Consider the following 22,064-nt stretch of genomic DNA (forward strand, 5'->3'; position numbering starts at 1 on the left):
CTGAATTTATCAGGCTTTTGTTGATCTTATTCTGACTTCACCCAGTCTACCGGAAAGGTGAGGTATTTTACGGTTTTGTTTGGGCCGTCATCTTTGTCATTATAATGATGGCTATAGATTACATGTATCATCCCGTTCTCTCCCTGTATCACTGCCGGGTAATGGCTTTTGGTCGCATTTTCTTCTCGGGTATCGTTCTCTAGATATTTTTTCCACTTCCAAGTTTCCCCATCATCATCTGAGATGGCAACCGCCACATTGTGTCTATGCTCTTCGGAATCATTATATAAAATTAACCACTCTCCCGACTGCAAAGTAAGCATATCGAAACCAGCTCCTGAATTTGGCAGCTCTGTATCAATAGGAATCGACCAAGTTAATCCCTTATCTTTAGACTCACTCACTTGAATTCTTTTTGGTGGAGCACCATTATCTCTAAAATAAGCGACTAAAGTGCTGTCTTTTTTTACTGCCAAAGTTGCCTGTATACCTGCATCACCTAAAACTGGGCTACTAAACTGCCAGTTTGCTCCCCAATCATCAGAAATGGCAAAAATGGAAACATCCATACCATCTGAATAAAGCGGCACAATTAACCTTTCGCCTATAATTAATGGTTTGTTTTTGGTTTGCCAACCAATTCTACGCGACAGCGGATAACCCAACATGGCTTCTTCGGTTTCACCATCAGCTTTTTTGATCTTACCCTTTTGAATCATGTTTTCACCTTTGGCTAAACTATCTACTTTAGCCTTATAAGCTTCCCAATGAGCCAAGTATTCTTTCTTTTTCTCCTCGGGATATTGCGGGAGGTTTTCTTTCTTAAAGTAAGCTTCGTACTCTTCTAATTGTTTGTGAACTCCTGCTACAAAACGATCATCCGGTTGAATGCCTCTTTCTGTTGGGTCTCCGGGTTTTACTAAAAGTACATCTTGCCAATCCCAAACAGGTGCTTCTTCACCATTATAATCTTTGCTAATTCTATACATCGGCAAAGAACTTTCCCACAAATTACTCAGAACAGGATACCACATTAACCAAAGTCGTTCTTGTGTATCCATAAACATCATTGGGTTAATGTCTGGAAAACCGGGTTTATCTGCCAATACAAAAGGTTCAGACCAAGTAGTATCGCCTTTGTGTAGTCTTGCGCCCATAATCCTTACATCGTCTGCCCATCGCTCACCAGAACCTTGAAACCAACCAGCAAGCACATCGCCATTGGGTAACTCAACTACTGTTGGTCCATGTACATGGTCTTTTTGCAAAGGGAAAATAATGCCTTCGTAAAATTCTTTTAATGCTTCTGGTTGCTTAGGTGCAGGGACACAAGTAGTCATTAAAATGAAGCAACAAAAGTATAATAACGTTTTCATCATCATATATTAAAAAGATAACAACCCTCTGCACAATTAAAAACTGTACAGAGGAGTAAACCAATTTGCATTTTGTTATTCAATTATCTTTAAATATCTGGCCATCCAATAAGGTAGCAAGTATTCATCACCTGCTAGTTCAGACCTTCCTTCGCTACCACCATCCAACTCAAATGGATTTGCATTGTGCCTATGCGTTCTTTGTTCTCCCGGAGTTAATAGCTGCTTGGTAGTTTGCTCCCTAAAGTTTTCAGGAATCATTTCGATATCTTTTCTGTGAGAGTTTTTTATTTTGTATTCCATCTGGTCTAGGTTATACTCTCTCAAATGCCAGATTACATCATCTACATTTATTTGCCCGCTTGTTCCATAAACTAAGGTATTCCATACTGCATTTCTTTCTGGCAACTCTACTTCCCAGTGATCTCTAATCACCTCAGAATAGGCTTGCTTTAAAGTATCATTAAAAGCATAATGGTATAATGGCCAGTAAGTTAAAAATGCCATTTCATCATCTGAGTGGTTCCAAGAAGTACCCATGTTATGCCCATCGTATTTAATAAGCTCTGGTCTCATTTCTGCCATTGGGGTGAGCATATCTTCGTAGTAACCATGCTCATCCATCATTTTAAATGCCTCATCTTTAAAAATATCTTTGCCAGTTAGCGTGTAAGCCAGTTGTAAACCTGTAATCAGGTGAGTCGCATTTAACTTTCTGTCGTACACATGTTTTGGATATTTATGTACATATTCCGGATTCCATCTGCCCCATAAAGTTGGCTTTCCATCTGCATCTACAAAGTAATAATCGTTCTCGATGATGTGCATCATTATCGCTTCGATAAAGTTGGCAACACGCTGCTTTTCTTCTTTGGTTTCTGCCATATACTGATCCATAATGGCTGTTACAAAAAGGTAAGCAATGTATTCATCAGTACTAGTAGTCCCTTTCCATTCCCACTCTTTCTCGTCTGATGGTCTCCATTTATCTGGATCACTCATTTTGTAACCAGTTCTTTCGAATGTTCTAGATGGAAAACCTTTGAGAGGATTTACAGTCAACAATCTTTCAAATGCTTCGAAAGATTCCCACACATATCTTTTAGCAATTGGCTCACCTGTAGTTGCATAACGAAACACTTGACTACCTAAATAAAAAGTGGTCCACAAACCATCGTTATCGTGGTCTTTTACCTTACCTGTTGTTCTATTGTATGGTTCTTTAAAAGAAGGTGCACATACAAATCCATATCGCATGTTATACTTGCGAATATGATCTTGAAAGTATTCTGCTTTATCAGCTAGTGTGTGGGTAACGTAATCGATTTTATTTAAACCTGTTGGAGTAAGCAAGTAAATATCACCATCGCTATCATAAGCCATGTCTGTTACTTCGTTGTTGTCTAACCATCTTTTTGAAGCAAAATAGCGGTAACGATCTGACTCTTCTTTATAAGCACCATCGGCAGAAGCAAACCATAAATCCATGTTTACAAACATGATTTCTGTAATGGCAGGAATTGGTAACTTGTTTTCTCTGGCTTTGTACTCAGCACCATCGAACATGCTAATTACATAGTAACCGTCATTTGTTCCTACATAAATTTTATCTTGCTTAAAAGTGATAGATGAAAGTCCAGTTCCTTTATGTACACTCTCCCACTTTTTGCCTTCTAACCTAAATAACTCTTTGTCTGTGAGGTAGTAAAAGTCCGACTCATAAGTATAAATTTCTATTAGCTGTCCTTCAGGTAGTTTTATATCTGACTGCTTTTCTTTTTCGTGATACAAAGTGGCTTTTTTCTCACTTGAAAGCAGCACATCCATGTTTTTGTTCACGGTAATTTTGTCGTAAGTATTTTCTGGAACACTTGCGTAGATAGTTCCGGCAAAGTTATTTGTGAGGTATTTGTCTTTGAATAGATAGAATAAAATGCCAGTTTCTTCTTGAATGGTTATATCAACCGGATTTTTGTCTGCTAATGAATGGTATGTTTCGTCTTTAGAAACTACTTCGCCATAGTAATCTCTATAAAGTCCTTTATCAGTTAAAACATAAGCGATGTCATTATAATCAACAACCAGCTTTTTCAATTTTGCGCCTTCCAACTCGGGAGCCATCTCATACTTTACAGAGGTAGCCTGTTTGAAAGGAGCATCCAACACTTGCGCGAAGGATAGAAAGCAATAAAGGTTGATTGCCAACAGCGTTAATAATCTTTTCATCATTTGTTAATCTTTTAAAATTGAAAAAGTCTATAAATTTCTGGTGTTTTGCTGTTGATTTTCGGGCAGAATATCTTAAGCACTTTCAGATAATATGCGTTGAAAATCGGATACAGCAGGTTTATAAATAAGCTATATTAATACTTCCGATACTTTAATTTTGCGCATAGCAATCTCAGCTTCAATCTAAAATTGAATTAGGATTACCACACCAAAAAGTATTTTAATTTCTAGTTACTGTTTTGTTCTATTGAATTTAAAAAATTAATTAATCCTTCCGGATCATCTGTTTGAATTCCATTGCAACCTAAATCTAGTGCTTTTTGCCAAGTCTCACTCCCATTGTCGTCTACAATAATAATTGCACTATTTTTATGTGCTTTCTGCTCATAACCTTCTTCTGAAAAACCTTCCCAATTTGCGGCAATAATTGATGGTTTAAAAGCCTCAAAAACTTTATTCAAGTTTTTAGCAATGTCTGGGTCTGGCATTACCAAACAATCTGGGCAAGCTGCTTGCACCTCTTTCAATTTGTCTACACTGGCATACCAAAATATGTCATTTTGCATCTCATACTTTTCTATTAGAGCAAGCATCTTTTCTACATCGGCATCTTTTACATCCAGATAGATTCCGATTTTGCCTTTACACAATTTTAATATCTCTTCGAAAGTTGGAATGCGTTCGCTCTTCCACTTTTTATCTACCCTGCTGCCAATATCTAGTTTTTGTAATTCCTTTAGGGTTTTGTCTGCCACTAAACCTGTTTTGCCTTTCAATATATATGTATCCACTTCTTTATTATGGATACTAACTAGCTCTCCATCTTTGCTTGTTCTAATATCTACTTCGACAAAATCGGCGCCTAAATCAATGGCTTTTTGGTAAGCAGCCAAGGTGTTTTCAGGAATATTTTGATGTGCTCCGCGATGTGCTACCACATACACACCAGTATGTTTAGGTTTTCTTATTGGATTTATAGGAATACTCTTTTGAATTAATGCTGGCTCATCTGTCTGGATTACATCTGCACCGTATAAAGTCAAGCTGTTAAGTGTTGGAGTAATATGCCCTTCTCTTAAAGCTCTATCTGGTTGACCAAGTGCATTTATCCAAATTCGAGCTCCGGCTTTGCTAATTCTATCAGCGACTTCTTTGGTGTAAAAAGAATAGTCGATATGGATGATCTCAGGTGAAAACAAGGCAATGGCAGAATCCACTTCTTCTAGTGAATGTGTTCTAGGCATTAACATAAAATTCTTGTCGGCTGCCTGTAACCTTTTGAGTACTTCGTAATCGCTATCAAAAAAGAAAACTTCTTTGGTTGCATTGGTTTTATGAACCACTTTAATCACGTTTTCTAGCCAATCTGTTTTCATATCCAGATCGACTAGAATTTTTCCGTGAGCCAAATTAAGTGCTTCTTCTAAAGTGGGTATTTTGTGTTTAGTAGGTTTCCCGTTTTCAACAAGAAAAAATTGCTGTATCTCTTCAAAAGTTAAAGTTTCTGGATCGCCCTTGCCTGTAGTTGTTCTGTCTATCGTTCTGTCGTGCATCAATATAGGCACACTATCTTTGGTTATTTTTACATCAATTTCGATGATGTCTATACCAAGGTCAATCGCCTCTTGAATGGCAGCTAGAGAGTTTTCTGGATATTTATTATGGGCAGCTCTATGCGATGCAACCATTACTCTGCCATCAGCATCGAGCAAAATTTTTCTTAGCTCATCAACTTTACTCTGTGCCTGAACCTCTGTTAGTAAAAACAGAAATCCGGCAAGAATAAGGCATATATTTTTAATCATCAAATTCATAGATTTACAAACTTATATTGGTAAAAATGCCAATATCATTCTCCTAATCTTTCTTTAACATCAGGAATTTTATTTACCAATTTGTTTGGCTTACCATCAGACTTCTTTAAGTCGAAAGCATCATAAAGCTGTCCATCAGCAGAAAAAGCTTTATAGGTAAGTGTGTTATCTTCGATTGAAATTACTTGGAATAACTGGGTGTTTGCTGCTCTTCTCTCCATCCACGGATCATCAGAAACATCATACATTTTAGGGCCACTTACAGAAACCACATACATAGTTCCAGATTCATTTTCTCTTACTTTTGAACCTGTAGGTACATTGTTTACCATTCCTCTACCATATGCATGATCGTGACCTTGTAATACGATGTCTACTTTGTATTTATCAAAAATTGGCTTGAATTCTTTTCTTAGCTTTTCATTATCTCTGTTTGGTTTGGTAGAATATACCGGATAGTGAAAAGTAAGTACGGTCCATTTCTTTGCATCTTTAGCTAGCAACTCATCTAACCATTTCTTTTGTGCATTTCTGAATTTAACAGATTCATCAATTTGCTCTGCATCTAATGAGATTATTCTCACATTAGGATAATCTATAAAGTAACAAGTTTCTTCTAAACCTTCTGGCCCGTTAGATGGCAGATTAAATTGTGGTTTCCATTGCGGAGAAAGTACAACGTTTCTATACTCGTGGTTACCGGGAGTCATGATACTTGGTACCATGGCATGCAAAAACCCTCCTGCATAAAACCATTCTCCCCATTCAATATCTCTATCGTGGCGGTTAATTAGGTCTCCGGCATGCAACATAAAATCTACTTCAGGAATAGTTTTGTATGCCTCTCTAATTACTCTCGACCACATTGATTTTACCTCGTTTTGCGCATCGCCGAAATACACAAATGAAAGTGGTTTGTTTTCAGGGTCTGGCATCTGGTATTGGTACCACTCACTCCAAGCTCCTTCGCTACCAACTCTGTAAACATATTTTTCGCCAGCTTTTAAACCATCTATAATTGCAGCGTGATAGTTAGCCGAAATCTCTGGTTCTTTTTCGTGTTGGGAAACTAGCAATGTAGTTTCTGCTTTAATGCTTTTTACATTTTCTCTAAACTTTGAGCCCGGATCGGCTAAGGTAAATTCTACCACTCCAGCAGTTACAGTAGTATCTGTTCTCCAGTTTACAGCCACAGATTCAACTGGATTTTCTGTTAAGTTTAGAATTACTCTGTCTGGTGTTTTTGAGGGAAAAAGGATTTTGTCTACTACTCCATCGTAGTAATCATTGTATTTATTGGTGTGTTCATGGTTATGATCATCTTGGTGATGGTGATCACTCACATTACAAGAAACTAATAATGCTAATAAAAAGAGAAGGTGATTGTAAGCTTTTAAATACATAATAAGGTGTTAGTATAAAATAAAATTTATGCTGATTGCTTTTTGAGATTGATTAAAATAAAAGGTGAAGGGCAGTTTTCACTACCCTTCAAATATGATTTACCAAGGTTTGGTTGTTCCTTGTAATAACCAGAACTTAGCCCAAGCACTGTTTTTACCATCTGCTTGAGTGTAAGAAGTTTCCTCTAGCGCATCAACAGCTTCGTTTGCATTAGTTGAATTAATCAGTAATTCATCAGTCATATAATAGAATCTTACTGGCAATACAGAACGGTCTGCGGCAGGACCTGCTACTAGTTCTGGATAACCTGTTCTTCTGTAATCGAACCAAGATTCTGAAGCAGCAGCCCAGTTTGAAATCCATTTTTGCTCGATAATTTGAGCCAATGTTCCATCAAAAGCAGCTTCGCCTAAGATATAATCTGAATACTGATCGTCTACTCCCCAATACTCAAATGATGCTAAAACTGCAGCTTCGTAATAAGACTGCGCATCACCAGCTACTGACCAACCTCTTTGTGCTGCCTCAGCTAAGATAAAGTTTACTTCAGAAGCAGTTAATAACCTTGATTGTAAGAAATCACCAGAAGCTTGTGTGTATCTCTCGTTTAAGTAAGATACATGAGGGTTGTAAGATAACTGACCCGGAGTTGGGTTTAAGTTATAAGAAGAAGGTAAAGCTGAAACTGAAGGAGGAAGACCTACATATTCAGGATCAGTATCAATTGATTCTTCGCCAATTGCATCTGTAGCAAGGTATCTTACATTATCAATAATAGTATCTGTACCAGCAGATAAAGTTTCGTCTACTACTAATGGAATTTCTACTTTTTGTGCCCAAAGCTCTAAACGAGGGTCTGTAAGCTCTTGCATTTTATCTACCAAAGTAGCGCACATTTTTTTCCTTCTATATTCACTACCACTTACATCAGTTAATTCTGAGTTACCAGGCCAAGAGTTTTCACTTTTATCAGATAAGAAATCCATTAAGGCATCGTCTCCACTTTCTGTAATTACAGGATAAGTGTTTTGGTCTGCCATAATTGCTTCTATTCCACTTTGAGCAAAAGTTGGTTCTTTTTCTGAAAGTCTCATGTAGTATCTCAACATAAGAGAGTTTGCCAATTTTCTCCATTTTGCAGGATCACCTTCATAGAATACATCACCTTCTTCGTAAATCTCATCGTATTCTTCTGCATCTTTAGAAAGCAATGTGTTTGCTGATTGAAGATATTCGATAATACCATGATAGATTTCTGATTGTGAATCGTAAGCAGGAGTTAAGTATTCACTACCACCCAAATCACCTTGAATTGCATAAGTAAAAGGTGCATCACCCCATAAATCTGCAATTGTACCGAATAAGTAAGCTTTCATTACCATAGTAACACCTTGCTGAAATTCTAAGCCTTGCTCAACTGATTTTTCGTATACCTTCTCATTATCTACAAGTATTGAGTAATAATCAGCCCAGCTTTGGTCTGACCAATCGTAATCGTTGTGGCCAGAAAACCAAGCATCTTTTTGTGTATGTTGCATTACACCGGCAATATCACCATAACCAAGATCAACCACAGTCATACCTGTTTCTGTTAATACTGTAGAAAGTATTAAGTTAAGGTTAGAGTTTTCTGGGTCTATACCATTCGGGTTTTCTACTAGTTCGTCCAAGTCTTCACAAGCAAAAACCGAGAATAGCAGGCAGAATAAAAATAGTATCTGTTTCTTTTTAAATATATTCATAATTCAATGCTTTTATAGTCTCAATTAAAAGGTTAAGTCAAGTTTTACACCTACAGGAATAACCCAAGGGGTTACGTTGTATCGTTCAATACCCTGCTTAAACTGGATACCTCCACCTTGTGTACTTGATTCTGGCTGGAAAGCATTTTCTGGATCTATACCCACTTTAGCTTTTGTCCATAAAATAAGGTTTCTACTAAATACAGCAACACTTGCTCTTTGTATACCCCACTTGCTAACTAAAGAAGAAGGAAGGCTATAGCCTAATGATATCTCTCTAAGTTTAATGTAATCTGCATCGAAAGTAGCTGCTTTTGTAAAGTCCCAAGGATAGTTATCTGCATAAGGGATGTATTTAGTATCTTCTCCACCTAAGTTCTCAGTATAACCGATAATGTTTCCATCTTCATCGTATTGAGCAATAACACCTGGGTTAAACACACCGTCGTTTACTGTAACATTATAAGTTAAAGGATAACCACCATACTCATCACCAGGGCCACCTACTAAGTTAAATCCATCTTTAATAAGCGTTTCTTCATTAGCTACTAACCAGTCTCTCAACTCGGCATCTGTTCTACCGTCTGGGTTGATTAGTTGATCTAACCATCTTTGAGTTTTTAAATCAGACTCGCTGTAACGGTATGTTTGAGAAACAAACTGACCTCCATGTCTCCAATCGAAAGTCATGTTTAAGGTAAAGTTTTTATAACTTACTGAAGTTTGTAAACCTGCTAAGAAATCTGGGTTAAAGTTACCGATTTTTGTTTTTGAGTCTTCAGCATCGATTGATTGCCAAGAACCATTTTCGTCTAGAATAGGATAACCATAGTATGGAGAATTTTCATCCTCTACTCTTACTAATTCATTATCATAAATATCACCAATGGTTTCACCTTCGTAAGTCCATGCACCACCTTTCGCATCTGTCCAGAAAGTAAATATGTCAAGATCATCACTCAACTCAACAATCTTAGTTCTGTTTCTCGAGATGTTAAAGTTTAAGTCCCATCTTAAGTTTTCAGTTTCTACTGGAGTACCTCCAACTAACAATTCCCAACCTTTACTTTGAATTAAACCAGTATTGATTTTTTTAGACGTATAACCTGAAGATGCAGGAAGTGAAATTCCAAGAATTTGGTTTTCGTTATCAGAAAGATAATAAGTACCTTCAATTCTTAAGCGGTTGCTAAATAAGTGTAAGTCAACACCAGCTTCCCAAGAAGTTGCAATCTCAGGTTTAAGATTAGGGTTTAATAAACTTTGAGAGTAGCTATATCTTGGAACATCTCCCCAAGAACCAACATTATCTAAAGTTGGATATAAAGAGTAAACTGGAGCATCGTTACCTACTTGCGCCCAACCAGCACGCAGTTTAAACATATCTATAGAACTACTCATTGGAATAACTTCGTTCACTAATACGCTCAATGCAGCAGATGGATAAAAATAAGATCTGTTCTCTGCTGGTAAAGTACTAGACCAGTCATTTCTTGCAGTTACGTCAAGATAGATCATGTCTTTATAACCGATGTTAGCAATACCATACAAACTGTTTACAACTCTCTCTGAATTGCTACTGCTTAGAGATTGCGTGTTAGGTACAATATTACCAGTTGTATATACTCCTGGCAGTGTTAAACCATTGTTTCTTGTTGTTGATACAGACGCAGACTGTGCAAAGTTGTATCTTGTGTTTCCACCAAACGATACGTTAAAACTAAAATCGCCTAAGCCTTTATTATAAGTTAAAAGGAAGTCTGCATTACGCTCATATCTTTTTAGGTTGCTTATACCATAGATACCGTTTGCGTCTCTATCGTAACTATTAGCACCTTTTGTTTCTCTTACTTCATTGTATTGGTCAAGTGAGTATCTTGCCATTAAAGTTAAATCTGGTATAATCTCCCACTCAGCCATTAAGTTACCGAAAACTCTGTCTCTAGTAAAGCTGTTGTTAATTTCGTAAGCAAGGAAGTAAGGGTTGTTGTAATCTCCTATAGACTGAGAAATTTGTTGTAAACCTTCTTGTCCGTCTACCCAGTAATCTTGAAGATCACGAATATCGATATGTGGAGAAACTTTATAAGCCCACTCTAACGGGTTAGCACCTCTGTTACCAGCAGGTCTGTTGTTAGACCAAGTTCTGTTTACGTTTACAACACTACTAATCGTTAAGTTATCTTTTGCTTTAACTGATGAGTTAAGAGAGAAGCTGTTTCTAAATAAATCTGAGTTAGGAATAATACCTTCGCTACTCATATTAGTAAGACCTAAACGGTAGTTCATCTTTTCATTATTATTAGAAATAGAAACACCGTTTGTTGTGTTAAAACCAGTTTGAACAAAGTTCGCTACGTTATTCGGGTGAGATACTAACTCAGTTGGAATTGCATCACCATTTTCATCAACTGGGCTATTCCATTGAATAGCGTAATAACCTTGATCTAATCTCGGACCAACACCAGCAGCAGAACCTTCGTCGATTGTTAACACACCGTAAGGATTATTGTCTGGTGTATAAGGTCTAACACCTGTTGCGAATTTAGAATGGAAATCTAGGTATTTGTATGGGTTATCAAACACAGTACTTGAAGTTACATTTACTGTCATACCGTTTGAATTCTTACCAGATTTTGTAGTGATAAGTACTACACCATTCGCAGCTCTTGAACCGTAAAGTGCAGCAGCACTTGGCCCTTTCAAGATTGAAATATCTGCAATATCATTTGGGTTAAGGTCAGATATAGCATTACCATAATCCACTGAGTTTCTATTACCAAACTCTGTAACATTATTTAATGTATTGGCAACGGGTACACCATCTATTACAAACAATGGTTGGTTATCTGTATTTAATGAAGTTGCACCTCTAATAACCATACTTACTGAAGAACCAGCACCACCAGTTGAGTTAATTACAACACCTGGCACTTTACCAGCAATACCATTTAATACGTTTTCTTGTGCAACTCTTGAAACCGACTCACCATCTACTCTACCTACTGAGAAACCTAAAGATCTTTCTTCCCTTTTAATACCCAAAGCAGTTACTACAATATCACTCAATTGTTGTAAAGATGGAATAAGTGTAACCTCAAAATAAGTTTGGCTGCCTACTGGAACTTCTTTTTCTTCGTAGCCAATGTAGCTCACCTGAAGTACTGCATTTTGATCTGGCACCTCCAATCTAAATTTACCATATATATCTGCTACTGTACCTTGAGTTGTACCCTTAATTAAAACAGTTGCACCAACTAGTGGCTCATTTTCTTCATTATAAACAATACCGCTAATAGTAACATCCATTTTTTCTTCTACCACTTCTGCAATATTGGTAGTAGTAGTTTTGGCTTTACGAATAGTAATATTATGATTTACCGCTTTAAATTCCAGATATGCCTGTTTAGAAATATCTGTTAAAATATCGTATAGATTTGCTGCATTTTCTATGTTTACATTCTGCTTTAACTCACGTTTAAGCTGATCTTCATATAGAAATACATATCCTGATTCTTCCGTAATTTCACTAATTATGTCGGATACGCTGCCTTGTTTATTTTCAAGGTTGACAACAGTCTTTTTCAGACTTTGACCGAGGGAGTTTTCCGCCGAAACGAAACTCGCACCTATGGTCGTAATTACTGCTAATAAAAACAATCGCATTAGCAATCTTTTAGTAATTGTTTTAAATTTCATACTTTTGGGTTTGGGATTAATAATTTAATTCTTGAATTAGTCGCATTGGATGAGATCGGCCAAAATTTCGTTCCAATGCGATTTTCAATATTTTGCACTATGATGAATTGCACTTTGTTATCATAAGTCAAAATGTTTTTAGTTTCACAGTTTTTCCATTTATTTTATAGTCGATACCAAATGCAAATTTGATTGACTCTAATACCGCCTTCAGGTTTTCATTTTTATGAACCCCCGAAATTTTTCTTGAATAGACTGACTTATCTTCTACTTGTATATCTACCCCGTACCACCTTTCCAGCTTTCTTTCAATTTCAGAAAAAGGAGTATTATTAAATTTTAAAACTCCTTCTCGCCAAATCAAATCTGAGCTGATGTTAGCATCAGTTACTTTAAATTTATTTTCTTCTCTGCTATAAACCAGCTTTTGATTTTTAGTAAGTATGAATTGTTTCGAGTTTTGTTTTAGATCGGTAACCATTACTTTACCGCTTTCTACGGCTACTACTATCTCATCTTCTTCGTCGTAAGCCTTTACATTAAAAGAAGTACCAAGCACCTTAATTTTTATTTTCTCAGCTTCAATTACAAATGGTCGCTCTTCGTCTCTTTTTACTTTAAAGTAAGCTTCACCTCCCATTTTAACTAATCGCTCTTTGCCATTAAACTCTTGTGGAAAACTTAGTTTACTGTCTGCATTTAAATGAATAAAGCTGCCATCTGACAATGTATAAGAACCTTTGGTACCGGGTTGCGTGTATCTTTCTTCAAAACTGATAACTGGCAAGTCTTCCTCTTTTGGAGCTTTTTCTTGCGTCGTTACCCATAATACTGCTACTGCACAGCAAATGATGCTAATCGTTGCAGCAATGCCAGATACAGAAGACCATAAACTCGTACCATTAAATCCAATACTTTTAGCCGGATCTTTCTGTATAATACTCCTAGCTTCTATGAGCTTTTCATTATTTTCTGTATTTTCTTCTTGTTCAAAGCCTTCAGTCAAAACCAGATTATCAAAATGATTTTTGAGCACAAAATCATATTCTTCCTCAATTTCTTTTTTATCAAAACCATCTAAAAATAGATTGAGTTGATTAGAGTCTATCTTATTGGAAAGATAATCTGATATTAATTTTCTAATTTTCTCCCTTTCTGTGTTCATAACTTGTATGCTGTATCCTAAAAATCAGAAGTATTATAATAAAAAATTACTGACTGTTTTTATCTGACTCTTCTTTTCTTGAATACTCTGCGGCTAAAAAAAAGGACTATCTACTTTTGAAAAAAATTTATGATTTTTTTTTAATTAACATTGGCGTGATCTCAACAGATAAAATTTTTTAATAAAAACAGATGAGAACAATGCAAAGCGGGAAAGCATTACTTGAACAGGTAAATAGAATTACTGAACATAATCAACTTTTATTCAAAAAAAGATTTTAATGGAATTAGCATACAAATAACCAAACTAATATCTACATGGCTTCTCAAATAATGTTTAGCCTTAATTAACTGGTTTTTTACAGTATTGCTAGAAATATTTAAATGGTCGGCAATCTCTTTATAAGATTTACCTCCTTCGTAGCGAAGTTTTACTATTGCTTTTCTACTGGTAGGTAATTCTTCTACAGCCTTTTGCAGAGATTCGATTTTTAAAGTATCATCTACTTCTTCATTTACTCGTTGTAAAGTTTCGATTTTTCTACTTAGGTTGTCAATTGCTAACTCACTTCTTCTAATCTTTTTAAAATGGTCGTATGCTCTATTTCTTAAGCAGGAGAAAAGATAAGATTGAAAGTTTGCTTGTGTATTGAGTTTCGCCCTTTTAATCCATAATTGCATAAACACATCCTGCACCATACATTCTGCTTCGTCCATATCTTTTAATAAGGAAAAGCAAAACTTTAAAGCAGGCGTTTTGTAAGCCACATAAAGTTGCTCAAAAGCATCACTGCTTCCATTTTTTAATTCGCAAAAGAGTTTACTATCATTCAGGTTCATGGCAATACATAAAAGAATACCTTGGATTCAAAGGTCGGAATAATCAATAATTCACATCGAAATTCTATATTACTATTCTATTAAATACACTAATTAATCGTTAACCGAAATTTAACCATTACTCCAACCTGTTAATAAAATTGGTGTCTAAGTCTAATAAATGTTGCTGTGCTAACTTGCTAGCTGGTTAATTCAGTTTGGTAATAATTAGATTAAAATGTCTAATCATCTGCCAAAATAAAGATGGCTAATGCATTCAAATTTTAAGATAGTGTATATGTGTTGAGCATGATATACTAGGAAGGAAGATCACTGAAAAATTCAAAAATTTCCCTTATTAAGCTAAATCTACATAAAATAGATTGAAAACTCCTAAAAAGTTCAGTGTAAATTTGTGTCGTTTTTTCAAGATAGGTGAAGGAGGAAGTAATACTCCCTCCTCTATGTTTGAATTATATTTTGATATATATTTTTTTCTTGTCGAGCCAATAACCTGCCAGCCAACAAACCATGGTAAATGCCAAAGCCATTAAAAGTGAACCGATTGGACCTGGTGCAATTGTTTGAAATATTTTTATACTAAACCAACCATAAGTATCTAAATCTGGTGCTACATAAATCATTCGCATGGTCATGTATAAGATTTCTGAGAGCAGATATAAAAACAGTGGATTCTTACCAAGTATATTGAAAAAGTTAACCCCAAATTTTATATTCTTAATTTCTACGAGGTAGATAAGGCAAGAAATCATGAGTAAATCGATACCTACTGTATATAGCACAAATGAACTAGTCCATAGTTTTTTGCCTATCGGGAACATTAAATCCCATGTAACAGCACCTAAAAGTAAAACAGCTCCAGCCATTAGCAACTTGGCAATGGTCTCATAGTTTTTACCACCTTTTTGAATGTATAAACCTGCCAAATAACCAAACAATACATTTACAATAGATGGCAATGTACTCAATATACCTTCTGGATCAAATGCATCTCCACCATCGCCATGGTAAAGGTGGCTATCTCCTAGTATGAAATGATCTAGCAAAGTACCTGCATTTCCCATTTTAGTTAGTTCTTCGCCTGGTACTCCAAATAGGTAAAGTATAATCCAGTATCCAAAAAGTAAAAATGCAGAAACTATTAATATCATTTTTACCGATAGGTATCTTACAATGATAGCTGCAAAACCATAACACAGAGCAATTCTTTGTAACACACCCATTACACGTGTATCGCTAATTGGACTTATACCTATTGAACCATCTTCGCCCACTACAAAGAATGGGAACCAATACATGAGGTATCCGAAAAGGAAAATAAGGAAAGTTCTTTTTAATACTTTTTTTAAGAAATCAGCATCGCTATCAAATTTCTTAATCGAAAAGCTCATTGCATTACCTACTGCAAATAGAAAAGAAGGGAAAACCAGATCTGCTAATGTAAACCCAAACCACTGTGCATGCTCTAAGAATGCAAATGGTTCGGCTCCAAGTCCTGGAGAGTTTACCGTGATCATTAAAAAAATTGTTAGTCCTCTAAAAACATCCAGTGAAAGAAATCTTTGTTTACTCATTAGTTTAATTAATTTACTTAAGTGGCCTTAATAGACCCCATACAATTGATTAGAAGAAACCCAAGATTAAATTAATCTAAAGTATCTGCCGGTAGTAGTTTGTTAACCTATTTGCATACTTACAGTCAAACTTAGGTAGGCGTCATTTTCAAATATTAAATACGATACCTTAGATTGATACTGAAAGCTCAATTACAAACCTTAGACTAACAAATGAAGCTGAATATTCTTGAAAACTGTATTTATAGATAGTTAAGTGTTTCCTATACACTAAGCATAGCTTTTTGCTGGTTCATTGGTGGCTGGGATATGCCTGTCCTTTTAATAAAAAAGGAAATTAATCTATACAGGGATTTTACCCATTATAAAAGCAGGGTGTAAAATGCTTTACCTATCCCCTGCCTTTTATTTGTTTATTCTGATTATATAATTTGAACTCCAGAAAATTATTCAGCAGTTCTCAAAAATATAATAAAGGAATGAAAAATTAATTATTCTTCCATTTTTTTAATTGCAGAGCTAATTGACTTACCTACTTCTTTTTCGTTGGTATAGTCAAGACCTAATAAAGTTGCTACAGTATTTGCCACCTGATTTTGGTACAACTGACCTTTAGATTTAACTTCTCCCAAAGCCTCTGAGTCGGGTCCCATTACGGCTATCCATATAGAGCCAGCACCTTTTACTTCTATACCATGATCTTTCCACTTGTCAATAGCACCTCTGCCATGATCTGTAGTAATAATAAATGTAGTTTTACCTCTATACTGCTCCTGAGATTGTGTCCAATTCCAAAGCTCTTTTATAAACTGGTCTGTTCTATGTGCTGAGTACAAGTAAGCATCGTATTTACCTTCGTGGGCAAAATCATCAGTTTCGCCATAAGAGATGAACAACATTTTTGGTTGATGCTTCTGTAGATATTCCAAAGCATAATTGTGGGTAAAAGCATCTAACCTTACAGACGACCAAGGGCTCGGCACTTCCGCTTGTAATTTGTTTAATAGTTTTTCAGTATCTGTTAAATCATTACCAGTGGCAGATTCAAAACCTGCATTTACAGGAATACCACTTCTCTCTTCATTTATAATGTATGGAAAAACATCCCACGAACCAAAAGCGGCAACTTCTCCTTTATACGCTTCCTGATTATTAATAAACTCTAAAACTGTTTTGTTTGGGTTTTCAATTTTATCGTTGCTGTGTATGCGATCATCATCAGAAAACCCAGAAAGTATTTCGTTATAGCCCGGATACGAAAACCACTGTTTGTTCTTAATATTTACAAAGTTTTTATACTTACGATTACCATAAATCTGACCTTCTTTAGCTATTGTATTCCAGAAGAAAGGCATCAAAATTTCTCTTCTTTCTAGTGCATCATCTTTCCAGAAAGTTGATTTTAAGGATTCAATATCCTCAACATATTTTTTATTTTCAATCAATTCAGGATCAGCACCGGTAAATAATTCTTCCCAACGAAAGCCATCAAAAGTAATCAGTATTACATTTTCTGTAGTAAGGTCGCTTTGTGCAAATGCAACAAATGATATCAGGAAGAATAACCCTGTAAGTTTCAGTTTTTTCATGAGTAAAAGATGTGTATCTATTAAAAAATTGCTTTAAGGTATGCGTAAAGCTGTAATTCTTCAATTACTTTATCTAAATTAAGTATATGTTAAACTTAATTTAGTCTTTGCTTCACATAGTTAAACATTGCACAGATTATATTTACACAAGTTCATCACATCCAAACCATTATGTTTTTTAGATACTTTTTTTACTTACTCTCAATTATTTTTATTGCCTCTTGCTCGTCTCCAAAACAAGAACCTACCAGCGAAAAAAAATGGTACAAAGGTAATTTGCACACACACTCTTTTTGGAGCGATGGAGATGATTATCCTGAAATGATAATGGATTGGTACAAGACACACGACTATGATTTTATAGTGCTGTCTGAACATAACATTATTGCTAAAGGAGAAAAATGGAAGTTGATCCCAAAAGCAAGAATGTATCAAGATGCTTTTCAGAAGTATTTAGAGAAGTATGGTGAAGATTGGGTACAGTATAAAAATGATACTTCTGGGAGCATGTTGGTTAAACTAAAAACATTAGAAGAATACCGCCCACTATTCGAAGAGAAAGATAAATTCCTCATTATTCAATCTGAAGAAGTTTCTGATGGTTACGATGGAAAACCAATCCATATGAATGTAACCAACATTCAAGAGTTAATTGAACCACAACATGGTAATTCAGTCTCTGAGGTGTTACAAAATAATCTCGATGCAGTAAAAGCCCAAAGAGACAGCACCGGTATACCTATGTTTTTGCATATTAATCACCCTAATTTTATTTGGGCAATTACTCCAGAAGATATTATGAAATTAAATGGAGAAAGATTTTTTGAAGTATATAACGGGCACCCTGCTGTACATAATTATGGAGACTCATTAAGACCAAGTATGGAAACCCTTTGGGATATGGTTCAGGTTTCTTATTTAAACAGTAACAAACCGCTACTATATGGTTTGGCAGTTGACGATGCACACAGTTATTTGGTAATGAATAGTGAGCAAAGTAATGCTGGTAGAGGTTGGGTAATGGTACAGGCTGAAGACCTTTCGCCAAAATCGATAGTAACAGCTATGGAGAATGGAGATTTTTATTCTACTACAGGTGTAACATTAGAATCACTATCTTTTGATGGCAATACATTAGACATTAAAGTGAAACCAGAAGAAGGCGTAAAGTATTCAATACAATTTTGGGGGCATAGAAATTCTGAAGCAGAAAACAGTATAGGAACTTTATTTAATGAAGTTGAAGGCTCAGAAGCTTCATACACTTTGCAAGACGGAGATTTGTTTGTGAGAGCAAAGATTATATCTGACAAATTAAAAGAAAATCCTTACCAGACAGGAGATACAGAAACTGCTTGGACGCAGCCTGTAGTGAAGAAATAAAATATAACTTTAGACAAGAACATCTTTTGAAGCATGCGCCTTTTTAAGGAATACTTTAAAAGTTGTTCCCTTGTCTAATTCGCTTTCTACCTTAATTGTACCGCCCATTGCCTCAATCTGGTTTCGGGTAATAAAGAGTCCAACTCCTCTGGCATCCTCATTCCCATGGAAGGTTTTATATAAACCGAATAGCTTTTCGCCATGAGCTTTTAAGTCGATGCCCAAGCCATTATCCTCAAAGCAAAGCATTATATAATCTTTTTGCTCTATTGCAGTAATTTTTATTTCTAGTTCTCTCTTGGTAGAGCGGTATTTAATTGAATTTGTTAGGAAGTTTAGTACCACACTTTCTATATAAGCCGGTATGCCCATTACTTTTAAATCGGGCTCTACATAACTCCTGATAGAACATGTGTTTTGCATCACCAACCCTTTCACATTTACTATTGCATTATCTACATATTCAGACAGATGGATAGTTTTTAATTTGTCTGCGGTTCTAGTATTGATGGCAACAACTTCTGTTAAGTGGTCTATAGTTTCTTTTAGATTGCCAGAGCCTTTCATTATCAGTGGGAAAAACTCATTTTCAGCTATACGAGGCTGCTGATTTCTAAGCATATCTAAAAGCACATATAAATTACGAGAATGCGATCTCAAATTATGCGAAACAATATGGGCAAAGTTAATTAACCTATCATTCTGGTCTTTGGTAACTTCGTGAAGGCTTTTAATCTCTGCTTCAGCTTCTTTTACTTTAGTTAAATCTGTTATAATAGCTAAGGTACCCAGCAACTCGCTGTCTTTATTATAAATTGGTGAGTGGGTCATTATACCCGGAAATCTGCTACCATCTTTTCTTATGAAATTCCATTCTTCATAATGTAATGGATAATCCTTTATATGTTCTAATACTATATTAAAGTTATCGATATCTAGTGTATCATCTCGTCTTATTTTAAGCACATTTTTTACTACTTCATCACGAGGTAAAAATTCTTTAATATGCGCTCGATCAACAAGTTCTGTTGAGTTGAAACCAAGCAGATTTTCGGCACCTTTATTAAAAAGAGTAATATTACCCTCTAAATCTGTTTCTATAATACCAACATGTACACTGGCATTTAATATATTTTTAAGTCTACTATTTAAATCTGCCAAATCGTTTCTGGCTTTTACCATTTCTTGAATTGGTCTACCTTCTGCAATAATGGAGATCACGTTACCTTCATCATCAAAAACAGAATTTAAGCTAAAGTCAACGGTTACTTTATTACCATATCTATCGTTATTGATGGTTTCAAATCTCACAAACTCTCCTTCAGCTGCTCTTTTTATACCTTCTTTCAGTTTTCTCTGATCTTCTTCTTGCCCTTCCCACCATTTAGTTTTCCAAATTTCTACGCCAATAACCTCTTCCTCTTTTAAGTCTGCAAAATTTAGAGCTTGTCGATTCGCTTCGAGTATTACACCATCTAAATCTAAAAAACCCATAAGCTGATAAGTATTATCAAAGATTTCTTTAAACCTACGCTCGCTTTTTTCTTTATCTCTAATAGCCTCTTTTTCTTGGGTTATATTAGTAATTTGAGCCACAAAATGTATCGGCTCTTTATTCTCATTTCTTACAACAGAAACAGATAGCATAACCCATACTTCTTTGCCAGATTTATGTAAATACCTTTTCTCTATTTGGTAGTAATCTTTATCACCATACAATAGCTTATCTACCAACTTTACATCTCTTTTTAAATCTTCTGGATGGGTAATATCTTTAAATGATTTGGTTAATAACTCTTCTTCGGTATAACCAAGCATCTGTGTAAAGCTTTTATTCACTTTCTGGAATTTACCGTCTATAAATGTGATTGCCATGCCATTACCAGCATTTTCAAATGCTCCTCTAAACCTTTCTTCTTGGAATTGAAGGTTTCGAATCAGCTTATTTTTTCTGTCAATATCAATTAAAATTCCATAAACACTCTCGCATCTTCCATTCACTATTACAGGAAACCCCACCTTTCTTACCCATCTCACATTTTTATTATTAGTAATAATCTCAATTTCTATATCAAAGCTTTCGCCTTTTTCTATCGCATTGTTTAAAGCATTTGATAATATGAGGCGACTGTATCCTTCTTTGTAATGCATGAGCCCGTCTGAATATTCTCTCTCATAGTTTTCGTCTGCTTCAAAAATATTTCGTGTCTCTTTATTCCAATGGAGTTTTTCGTTCACAAAATCTATCTCCCAAGTTCCAATCTGTGCTATCTCAAAACTCTTGTCTAGCAAGATTTTCACTCTTTTTAAATCGCCTTCTTTTTGTTTAGACTCAGTAATATCTTTATAATAGCCAGACATCCATTGTGGTGTACCCTCTGTGTTGCGTCTTGTTATTTTACCATTTCCTTCTATCCATATCCAATTACCACTTTTGTGTTTCATCCTGAATTCAACACTATAAGAAGGTATTTTCCCACTTATATAATCTTGCATACAGGTAACAGTCTTTTTAAAATCGTCTGGGTGGGTTAACTTTTGCCAAGTATCCATATTTAATGGAGCTATCTCTTCATATTCATAGCCTAATGAAGCTACCCATTCATTACTATAATAAGCATTGCCATCTATCAGATTCATTTCGTAGGTTCCAATATACGAATCTTGAAGGATGAGCTGCTGATCAATTACCAGATGAAAAGAACCTAACATTCTACTGCCATCTTGTTTATTGTTTTGCAGTACATTACCAGATGCCTTTATCCATATTATTCTGCCATCTTTATGCTGAAAAGGTATACTTTTATTATAGTGTGCTTGTGGGCTATCAAGAAAAAATTTAGCATAATCGAGATCACATTCATATTCTTCTTTAGAAAGAATATCTTTCCATGTTAGTTCTTTTTCCTCAACCTCTATTAACTCATACCCCAATACTTTCCAAAAAGCAGCACTTAACCACTTGCTCGAAGGATTTTTTAAATCCCAATACCAGAATCCGTTAGTTAGTGTTTCTGTTAGTGTTTTAAAAAAAGAATCACCCGTCTGAATCCTATCATATATTTCTTTTTCTAGGTATTTCATTTTTGAACAATTTGTTATGCCTTTGAAAAAGCAACTCTTTTAGCGTTAATTAATAAACTATAATAGCTTATAGCTATAACTTTTTGTTTAATGCTCGAACGCACACATTAGCAAGTAAATTTCTACTATAACATGGGGGAATATTTTTATTAATTTGAGAAAAATA

12 protein-coding genes are annotated in these 22,064 nt (G+C 35.3%); 1 reads left to right on the forward strand and 11 read right to left on the reverse strand.

The window, feature by feature from the left end:
• Positions 1–26: 26 nt before the first annotated feature.
• The 10 genes from OQ292_RS35640 to OQ292_RS35685 form a co-directional block, all read right to left on the reverse strand.
• Complete coding sequence (locus OQ292_RS35640) at positions 27–1,340, reverse strand: sialidase family protein (protein WP_284688926.1); 1,314 nt, start codon at positions 1,338–1,340, stop codon at positions 27–29.
• A 111-nt stretch (positions 1,341–1,451) separates the two neighbouring features.
• On the reverse strand, positions 1,452–3,605 hold the full coding sequence (locus OQ292_RS35645; RefSeq protein ID WP_284688927.1) for a ligand-binding sensor domain-containing protein: 2,154 nt from the start codon (positions 3,603–3,605) through the stop codon (positions 1,452–1,454).
• A 227-nt stretch (positions 3,606–3,832) separates the two neighbouring features.
• Positions 3,833–5,410, reverse strand: a complete 1,578-nt coding sequence (locus OQ292_RS35650; protein WP_284688928.1) for a glycerophosphodiester phosphodiesterase family protein — start codon at positions 5,408–5,410, stop codon at positions 3,833–3,835.
• Positions 5,411–5,454: 44 nt separating this feature from the next.
• Positions 5,455–6,822 carry a purple acid phosphatase family protein gene (locus OQ292_RS35655; RefSeq protein ID WP_284688929.1) on the reverse strand — a complete coding sequence of 456 codons (1,368 nt, stop codon included), beginning with the start codon at positions 6,820–6,822 and terminating at the stop codon, positions 5,455–5,457.
• A gap of 99 nt (positions 6,823–6,921) precedes the next feature.
• Positions 6,922–8,565 (reverse strand): SusD/RagB family nutrient-binding outer membrane lipoprotein, encoded by a 1,644-nt coding sequence (locus OQ292_RS35660; RefSeq protein WP_284688930.1) that lies wholly within the window; start codon positions 8,563–8,565, stop codon positions 6,922–6,924.
• A 24-nt stretch (positions 8,566–8,589) separates the two neighbouring features.
• Positions 8,590–12,264: a SusC/RagA family TonB-linked outer membrane protein gene (locus OQ292_RS35665; RefSeq protein ID WP_284688931.1), complete on the reverse strand. Its 3,675-nt coding sequence runs from the start codon at positions 12,262–12,264 to the stop codon at positions 8,590–8,592.
• Positions 12,265–12,391: 127 nt separating this feature from the next.
• Positions 12,392–13,429, reverse strand: coding sequence for a FecR family protein (locus OQ292_RS35670; RefSeq protein WP_284688932.1), 1,038 nt, complete (start codon positions 13,427–13,429; stop codon positions 12,392–12,394).
• A gap of 260 nt (positions 13,430–13,689) precedes the next feature.
• Positions 13,690–14,268, reverse strand: coding sequence for an RNA polymerase sigma factor (locus OQ292_RS35675; protein WP_284688933.1), 579 nt, complete (start codon positions 14,266–14,268; stop codon positions 13,690–13,692).
• A gap of 452 nt (positions 14,269–14,720) precedes the next feature.
• Entirely contained in the window at positions 14,721–15,842 is a 1,122-nt protein-coding gene (locus OQ292_RS35680; RefSeq protein WP_284688934.1) for an acyltransferase family protein, read from the reverse strand.
• A 491-nt stretch (positions 15,843–16,333) separates the two neighbouring features.
• On the reverse strand, positions 16,334–17,431 hold the full coding sequence (locus OQ292_RS35685) for an alkaline phosphatase family protein (RefSeq protein WP_284688935.1): 1,098 nt from the start codon (positions 17,429–17,431) through the stop codon (positions 16,334–16,336).
• Between the two features lie 171 nt (positions 17,432–17,602).
• Here OQ292_RS35685 and OQ292_RS35690 point away from each other — a divergent pair, with 171 nt between their 5' ends.
• The gene (locus tag OQ292_RS35690) at positions 17,603–18,814 is read left to right on the forward strand and encodes a CehA/McbA family metallohydrolase domain-containing protein (protein ID WP_284688936.1); all 1,212 of its coding nucleotides are present in this window, start codon (positions 17,603–17,605) and stop codon (positions 18,812–18,814) included.
• A 9-nt stretch (positions 18,815–18,823) separates the two neighbouring features.
• Here OQ292_RS35690 and OQ292_RS35695 read toward each other — a convergent pair whose 3' ends face one another.
• Positions 18,824–21,898 (reverse strand): PAS domain S-box protein, encoded by a 3,075-nt coding sequence (locus OQ292_RS35695; protein WP_284688937.1) that lies wholly within the window; start codon positions 21,896–21,898, stop codon positions 18,824–18,826.
• Positions 21,899–22,064: the final 166 nt, after the last annotated feature.

It is taken from the genome of Chondrinema litorale (assembly GCF_026250525.1).
GTDB lineage: Bacteria > Bacteroidota > Bacteroidia > Cytophagales > Flammeovirgaceae > Chondrinema > Chondrinema litorale.